A 7207-nucleotide genomic window follows, 5' to 3' on the forward strand; every position below is an offset into this window, starting at 1 on the left:
GTTGTATCGCGAAGTCGTGGACCGCATCCGGTCATCGGACGTGGACGTGATCATCAACCTCACGGCCGGTATGGGCGGCGATCTGGAAATCGGCGCAGGCGAGTCGCCGATGGAATTCGGCGCCGCCACGGATCTCGTCGGCGGATTGACGCGCCTCGTGCACGTGGAAGAGTTGCTGCCGGAGATCTGCACGCTCGACTGCGGCACGCTCAATTTCGGCGACGGCGACACCATCTATGTTTCGACGCCCGCGCAACTTCGTGCGGGCGCAAAACGCATTCAGGAACTGGGCGTGAAGCCCGAGCTCGAGATCTTCGATACCGGCAATCTCTGGTTCGCCCGGCGGATGGTGGAGGAGGGGCTGCTGGACGCGCCGCCGCTGTTCCAGCTCTGCCTCGGCATTCCCTGGGGCACGCCGCCCGACCCGCGGATGATGATGGCGATGCGCGACATGCTGCCGGACGGCGCGATCTGGGCCGGCTTCGCCATCGGCCGGCTGCAGCTGCCCTTCGTTGCCCAGGCCGTGCTGCTGGGCGGCCATGTCCGGGTCGGTCTGGAAGACAACCTCTATCTCGGCAAGGGCGTCTTCGCCTCCAACGGCAGCCTGGTCGAACGGGCGCGGACGATCATTGAGGCGATGGGCTCGGCAGTCATGTCGCCGGCCGAAGCGCGCACCCATCTCGGACTGAAGACAAGGGGCCAGGCCCATGCCGCGTGAGATCAAGACCTTCGGCGTCGTCGGTGGCGGCGTCATCGGCAGCGGCTGGGCGGCCCGGGCGCTGGCCCGCGGCCTGGACGTGGTCGCCTGGGATCCGTCGCCGAACGGCGAGGCGGCGCTGCGCGATGCCATCACCAATGCCTGGCCGGCCCTGACCCGCATGGGCCTGGCCGAGGGCGCGGATCCGGACCGGCTGCGGGTGCTCGGCTCGGCCGAAGCGGTGGCGGCAGAGTCCGATTTCGTGCAGGAGAGTGCGCCGGAGCGGATCGAGCTGAAGCGCCAACTGCACCATGCCATGGCCGGCGCGGCGCCAGCCGACGTCATCCTCGGCTCCTCCTCCTCCGGCCTGCTGCCGAGTGAGATCCAGGAGGGCGCGCGCCACCCCGAGCGCATCGTCATCGGCCACCCGTTCAACCCGGTCTACCTGCTGCCGCTGGTCGAGGTGGTCGGCGGCAAGCAGACGGCGCCGGAGACGATCAAGGCGGCCTCGGCCTTCTACGCCTCGCTCGGCATGAAGCCGCTGCATGTGCGCAACGAGATCGACGGCTACATCGCCGACCGGCTGCTGGAGGCGCTGTGGCGCGAGGCGCTGCACCTGGTCGCCGACGGCATCGCGACCACTAAGGAGATCGATGAGGCTGTGTGCTTCGGCGCCGGCATCCGCTGGGCCTTCATGGGCACGAACCTGACCTATCACCTCGCCGGCGGCGAAGGCGGCATGCGGCATATGCTGGAGCAGTTCGGCCCGGCGCTGGAGCTGCCCTGGACCAAGCTGGTGGCGCCGAAGCTGACCGACACCCTGATCGACCGCATGGTCGAAGGCACGCAGGAGCAGGCCGGCGGCTGGCCGATCAAGAAGATCGAGCGCTGGCGCGACGAACGCATCATCCGGATCCTGAAGACGCTGGAGGCGGCCGATCAGGAAACCGGCCACCCGACCTACGATCCTCGGCCGGAAACGGCCTGAGTCTGACGACATCGGGGACCGCGAGAGTGGTCTCCATAGGGCATCCCCGCTGACGCGGGGATGATGGTCGGGGCGACCTGTCACATCGCCTCGACCTTCTGTTCGCCTGACTGCGCCCGGCCGGCCCTGATCCGGCCGGGCGTTTTTTATGGTCAGCGGGCGCCGCCGGTCCCACGTGCAGCCAGGAACGCCTTCAGACGCGCGGCATAGGCCGGATCATCGGACACCATGCGCGCAGCCGCCGGTCGACGAACTGCCGTCGCCAGCCTGCTTTGCATGGCCGCGACCTCGTCATCGATCACCGGGGTGCCGCCGAGCAGGGCCATATAGGTCGTGGTGTGGTGCTGCTGCAGCACCTCGTCGGCCCAGGGGCCGAGGGGATCATTGCCATCCGGTGCCAGCCAGCCACCCGGCAGCGAGACGCTGCCCGGGATGTCGGCGTAGGAGACGCCACACCAGTCCAGCCAGGCATCGTAGCCGACGACCGCGCTGGTGATGACGGCCGGCGGCAGGATGTCCGGGCCGACATCGGCATAGATCAGCGGGATCTCAAGCAAATCCGCCATCGCCTTGGGCACGAGGTCGAGCGTGTTCCGGTAGCATGTCGCGGTCGGGAAGGCGCTGCGGAAGGCATTGGCAAAGGCCTGGTTACCGGCGGTCGGCCCGGCATAGGTGGTTGGCACGATGGCGGGGGACAGGCCCTGCTGCCCCAGCTGCGCCTGCAGCCAGGGCGGCAGCACGGTGGCGATGCAGGCGCCCAGGCTGTGCCCGGTCACCTGCAGCGGCACCTGCCTGTTGGCGGTGTTGCCGTAGAAGCCGGCCAGGAAGCCCGCCAGGGACTGCCCACCCGAACTCATGCCGATGACCCGGGCCAGCGCCTCGGCGGTGCCGGCGGAAATCAGGACATCGCTCGGGGCGGTCCAGGGCGGCGCCTGCTGGGTGTCGGCGCCGAGATCCTCGACGATCTCGTTCCACAGCCCCAGCAGCGACCCGTCCCAGTCCGTGCCGCGGACGACGACCGCCACCGACAGGGCCTGCCCGCCGCCGATGCTGCGGACCGCGACATAGGCCAGATTGGCCTCGGACGGATCCTGCGCCGGCCCCCAGGCCAGCGACCAGCTGCCGCCGCCCGCCGCCGGCCAGGCCAGCGGGAAGCTGCCGGAGATGGTTGAGGGATCGAGATAGGAGATCTGGCACAGCTGCAGCAGGCTGATGCTCGCGGCATTGCCCGTGCCGGCGGCTGCGGCCTGTGGGGTCAGAAGGTCGGTCATGGCGTCGCCTCCAGGCAGCGGTGGCGCGCACAGCAGGGTTCATGCCGGAGACCGGCAGTGCGGAATATCAGCATAATCAAATCCTCGATAAATAATAAAATTGAATATAAACAACGGCCTTACTGTAGCACATCGCCGATCCCGGGGCACCATTTCACCTGCACCGGCAGATGCCGGCCACGGCGGCACTCGGGTGCATGATGTCGAATCGGCCCAGTCGCAGACGCTTGAGCCTGGGGCCCATCGTCATCGGGACGCCGAGGAAGCCGGCCCGCACCGCAGCCGGTCCGCGATCCACCCCGCCATGTAAACGTTTTAATAGACTCTCTGTGAACCAGCAGGGGTTGGATCGGAGAGACCATGGCCAGTCCGATGCGCGCTGGATGTTGACGTTCACATGATTTCATCCAAGACTGGCAAACAGTCTGATGAATAGGCGCCGAGGACCGCGGGTGATCCGCGGAGGAAGAGCGCCGAAGGGAGGGATGTGAGCGCTCGCGAAGAGACCTCGCCCGATCGGCCCGCCGGCATGCCGGCCGTGCCGGTCATATCAGCCGAAGGGATCTCGAAATCCTTCGCCGGTGTCGAGGTGCTGCGCGGCATCGACCTCGCCTTGTCCGGCGGCGAGGTCCACGCCCTTTTGGGCGAGAACGGCGCCGGCAAATCCACCTTCGCCCGCATCCTGGCCGGGGTGCACCGGCCCAGCGCCGGGCGCCTGCTGCTGCAGGGCCGCCCAGTCGAGATCGGCTCGCCGCTCGAGGCACAGCGGCTGGGCATCACCCTGATCCACCAGGAACCGATCTCCTTCCCGCATCTCTCCGTGGCCGAGAACCAGTTCATCGGTGCCGGCAGCGGCCAAGGTTCGCGGGGGCCGTTCGGCCGGGTGCGCTGGCGCGAGATGGCGGCGGAGGCACGCCGGCTGATGGACGACCTCGGCGTCGCCATCGACGTGTCGCGGCCGACCGGCGGCCTGTCGATCGCCGACCAGCAGATGGTCGAGATCGCGCGGGCCCTGGCTGCCGACAGCCGGCTGATCCTGATGGACGAGCCGACGGCGCCCCTGACCCCGCGCGAGGTCGAGACCCTGTTCGCCATCGTCCGCCGGCTGCGCAGCGAAGGCCGTGCCGTCGTCTTCATCAGCCACCGGCTGGAGGAGGTGCGGGCGCTGTGCGACTGCGTCACCATCTTCCGCGACGGCGAGCGGGTGGCGACCGCTTCGGCCGCCGATCTGCCCGATGAGGAGATCATCCGGCTGATGATCGGCCGGCCGCTGAAGGCCTTCCTGCACAAGGAGAAGGCGGCGATCGGCGAAGTCGCGCTGGAGGTCGAGGGGCTGGGCCGCGCCGGCCGCTTCTCCGACATCGGGTTCCAGCTGCGGCGCGGCGAGGTGCTGGGCATGGCCGGGCTGGTCGGCGCCGGCCGCACCGATGTCGCCCGGGCGCTGTTCGGCATCGCCCCGGCCGATCGCGGCCGCATCAGGGTGAAGGGGCGGGAGGTGACGATCGCCGACCCGGCCCGGGCGATCGGCCTCGGCCTCGCCTATGTGCCGGAGGATCGTGCCGTCGCTGGCATCTTCCGGGCGCTGCCGGTCGACCAGAACATCACCGCCGCGGCGCCGGGCAAGATCGCGCGGCACGGCATCATCCGCCCGGCAGCGGAGCGCGAGGCGGCGCGGCGCGCGATCGAAAAGCTCAGCATCCGGCTGGCGGCAACCAGCAGAAGGCGATCCTGGCGCGCTGGCTGATGACCGACCCGGAGATCCTGATCCTGGACGAGCCCACCCGGGGCATCGACATCGGCGTGAAGGCGGAGTTCTACGACATGATCAACGCCCTGGCGGCGGATGGGCGGGCGATCCTGCTGATCTCGTCGGAGCTGCCGGAGCTGCTGACCCTCAGCGACCGCATCCTGGTGATGTCCGAGGGCCGGCTGACGGCGGAGTTCTCGCGCGCCGAGGCGACACAGGAGGCGATCATGGCCGCTGCCGTGCCGCGCCGGCGGGTGGGGGCGGGGGCATGACCGGCCTGACCCGACTGCTAGCGGTGCGCGAGGCCGGCATCGTGGTGATGCTGGTGCTGTTCTATGCCGTGGTCGGCGTGATCGAGCCGCGCTTCCTGACCTGGGAGACGTTCCGCATCGTCCTGCTGGCCATCCCGCTGATCCTGGTCGCGGCGATGGGGCAGATGATGGTGATCGTCGCCCGCCATGTCGACCTGTCGATCGGCTCGATGCTGGGCTTTGCGGCCATCGCCGTCGGCATGGTGTTCCGCGACCACCCCGACGTCCCGATCTGGCTCGGCTTCCTGCTGGCGATGGCGATCGGCGCGGGGCTGGGCCTGGTCAACGGCGCCATCGTCACGCTGTTCGGCCTGCCGTCGATCATCGTCACCCTCGGCACCATGAGCCTGTTCCGCGGCCTGGTGTTCATCCTGTCGGGCGGGCGGCAGGTCGACCCCAACGACATTCCGCCGCCGCTGATCCGTATGGCCCAGACCTCGCCGATTGAGATCCCCTGGATCGTGCTGATCGCGCTCGGCGTCGCCTTGGCCACCCATCTGGCGCTGCGCCATCTGCGTGTCGGCCGCGAGATCTACGCCATCGGCTCGAACCCGCCGGCGGCGCGGCTGCGCGGCATCCGGGTTGTGCCGGTGACGCTCGCGGTCTTCGCTTTGTCCGGCGCCTGCGCCGGGCTGGCCGGCGTGCTGTATGCCGCGCGCTTCGGCTATGTGAATCCGGGGATCACCGGCGTCGGCTTCGAGCTGACGGTGATCGCCGCCGTGGTGATCGGCGGGGTCAGCATCAATGGCGGCACCGGCAGCGTCGCCGGCACCACGCTCGGAGTGCTGCTGCTCGGCTCCGTCACCGTGGCGCTGCCGATCCTCGGCATCTCCGGCTTCTGGCAGAACGCGATCTACGGCGCCATCATCCTGCTGGCGCTGGTGATCGACCGCTCGGTGCGCGAAGGCGGCATCGGCCATCTCTGGCGCCGGGGGCGGGCATGACGGTGTTGCCGATGGAACGACCGCCGACCTCCTTCTCCTGGCGCCGCGCCTTGCTGCGGCCGGAGGTGATGACCTTCGTGCTGCTGGTGATCGCCGCAATCGTCGGCACGCAACTGTCGCCGTTCTTCGCCGATCTCGGCTTCGTGCTGGAAAGCGCGACCTACTACATCGAGTTCGGCATCGTCGCCCTGGTGCTGACCATGATCGTCATCTCCGGCGAGATCGACCTGTCGGTCGCGGCGATGATGGCACTGTCCACTTGCCTGTTCGCCCTGGCCGCCAAGTCGGGCGTGCCGATGCCGGCGGCGATGGCGCTGGGCGTCCTGGCCGGGGCGGCCATGGGCGGGTTCAACGCCCTGCTGGTGACCTGGCTGCGCCTGCCGTCGATCATCGTCACCATCGGCACCATGACGCTCTATCGCGGCATCGCCCAGATCTTCGCCGGCGACCGGTCGATCGGCGGCTTCCCCGACTGGTTCGTCGGCATCGACTTCGTCGAGGTCGGCATCGTGCCGGTGCCGGTGATCATCTTCCTGGTGCTGGCGCTGCTGCTGGGCCTGCTGCTGGGCCGCACCGTGTTCGGCCGCCAGATCTACCAGACCGGCACCAGCGAGGTGGCGGCCCGCCATGCCGGCATCCGGGTCGACCGGATCAAGACGCTGCTGTTCGTCGCCTCCGGCGTGGTCTCGGCCCTGGCCGGGCAGATGATGGCCTCACGCCTCGGCTCGGTCCGCTACGATCTGGCGTCGGGCGGCGAGCTGCAGATGGTGCTGATCGTGATGCTGGGTGGCACCTCGATCTTCGGCGGCCGCGGCACCATCGCCGGCACCTTCCTGGCACTATGGCTGCTGGTGATCATCCAGACCGGCATGACCGTGGCCAACATCGCGATCGAGGCGCAGCTGACCGTGCTCGGCCTGCTCCTGATCCTGTCGATCATCGCCTCCAACGCCATCTACGCGACCCGGCGGCGCTGACCCCATAACGAACCGTCAAAACCCAAATCGCTAAAACAAGGAGGAACACCATGCCCCGGAAGACATTGCACACCGTCCTGGCCGTCGCCGCCAGCCTGGTCGCCGGCACCGCCCTGGCGGCCGATCCCGTGAAGATCGTCTACATCCCGAAGAACACCGGCAATCCGTATTTCGACAGCATCATCAAGGGCTTCGAAGACGGCTGCAAGGAGCTGGGCTGCGAATTCACCACCGTGGCTCCGGCGACGCCGGAGGCGACCTCGCAGATCCCG

6 protein-coding genes and 2 pseudogenes are annotated in these 7207 nt (G+C 68.7%); 7 read left to right on the forward strand and 1 reads right to left on the reverse strand.

Annotated elements, in window-relative coordinates:
* Together cdhC and AC3XYG_RS20965 are read left to right on the forward strand one after the other, a co-directional pair.
* On the forward strand, positions 1–718 hold a 718-nt coding region (gene cdhC, locus AC3XYG_RS20960; protein WP_489141811.1), incomplete at its 5' end, for a 3-dehydrocarnitine:acetyl-CoA trimethylamine transferase CdhC.
* Positions 708–1685 carry an L-carnitine dehydrogenase gene (locus AC3XYG_RS20965; protein WP_489141812.1) on the forward strand — a complete coding sequence of 326 codons (978 nt, stop codon included), beginning with the start codon at positions 708–710 and terminating at the stop codon, positions 1683–1685. The genes cdhC and AC3XYG_RS20965, both read left to right, overlap by 11 nt.
* A gap of 152 nt (positions 1686–1837) precedes the next feature.
* Here AC3XYG_RS20965 and AC3XYG_RS20970 read toward each other — a convergent pair whose 3' ends face one another.
* Positions 1838–2956: a lipase family protein gene (locus tag AC3XYG_RS20970; RefSeq protein WP_489141813.1), complete on the reverse strand. Its 1119-nt coding sequence runs from the start codon at positions 2954–2956 to the stop codon at positions 1838–1840.
* 529 nt (positions 2957–3485) lie between these two features.
* Here AC3XYG_RS20970 and AC3XYG_RS20975 point away from each other — a divergent pair.
* The 5 genes and pseudogenes from AC3XYG_RS20975 to AC3XYG_RS20995 all read left to right on the forward strand — a co-directional run.
* A pseudogene (locus tag AC3XYG_RS20975) lies at positions 3486–4678 on the forward strand (sugar ABC transporter ATP-binding protein); the annotation flags it as partial.
* 21 nt (positions 4679–4699) lie between these two features.
* The gene (locus AC3XYG_RS20980) at positions 4700–4975 is read left to right on the forward strand and encodes a hypothetical protein (protein WP_489141816.1); all 276 of its coding nucleotides are present in this window, start codon (positions 4700–4702) and stop codon (positions 4973–4975) included.
* Complete coding sequence (locus AC3XYG_RS20985) at positions 4972–5958, forward strand: ABC transporter permease (protein WP_489141814.1); 987 nt, start codon at positions 4972–4974, stop codon at positions 5956–5958. Before AC3XYG_RS20980 ends, AC3XYG_RS20985 begins: the two co-directional genes overlap by 4 nt.
* Complete coding sequence (locus AC3XYG_RS20990) at positions 5955–6935, forward strand: ABC transporter permease (protein ID WP_489141815.1); 981 nt, start codon at positions 5955–5957, stop codon at positions 6933–6935. Before AC3XYG_RS20985 ends, AC3XYG_RS20990 begins: the two co-directional genes overlap by 4 nt.
* Before the next feature lie 50 nt (positions 6936–6985).
* Positions 6986–7207 (forward strand): annotated as a pseudogene (locus AC3XYG_RS20995) (hypothetical protein); the annotation flags it as partial.

It is taken from the genome of Inquilinus sp., assembly GCF_057815775.1.

Bases quoted from the DNA above. Each gene is read 5' to 3' on its own strand.
- AC3XYG_RS20985 (WP_489141814.1), top strand. From the start codon at position 4,972: ATGACCGGCCTGACCCGACTGCTAGCGGTGCGCGAGGCCGGCATCGTG.
- AC3XYG_RS20970 (WP_489141813.1), bottom strand. From the start codon at position 2,956: ATGACCGACCTTCTGACCCCACAGGCCGCAGCCGCCGGCACGGGCAAT.
- AC3XYG_RS20980 (WP_489141816.1), top strand. From the start codon at position 4,700: ATGACCGACCCGGAGATCCTGATCCTGGACGAGCCCACCCGGGGCATC.
- AC3XYG_RS20990 (WP_489141815.1), top strand. From the start codon at position 5,955: ATGACGGTGTTGCCGATGGAACGACCGCCGACCTCCTTCTCCTGGCGC.
- AC3XYG_RS20965 (WP_489141812.1), top strand. From the start codon at position 708: ATGCCGCGTGAGATCAAGACCTTCGGCGTCGTCGGTGGCGGCGTCATC.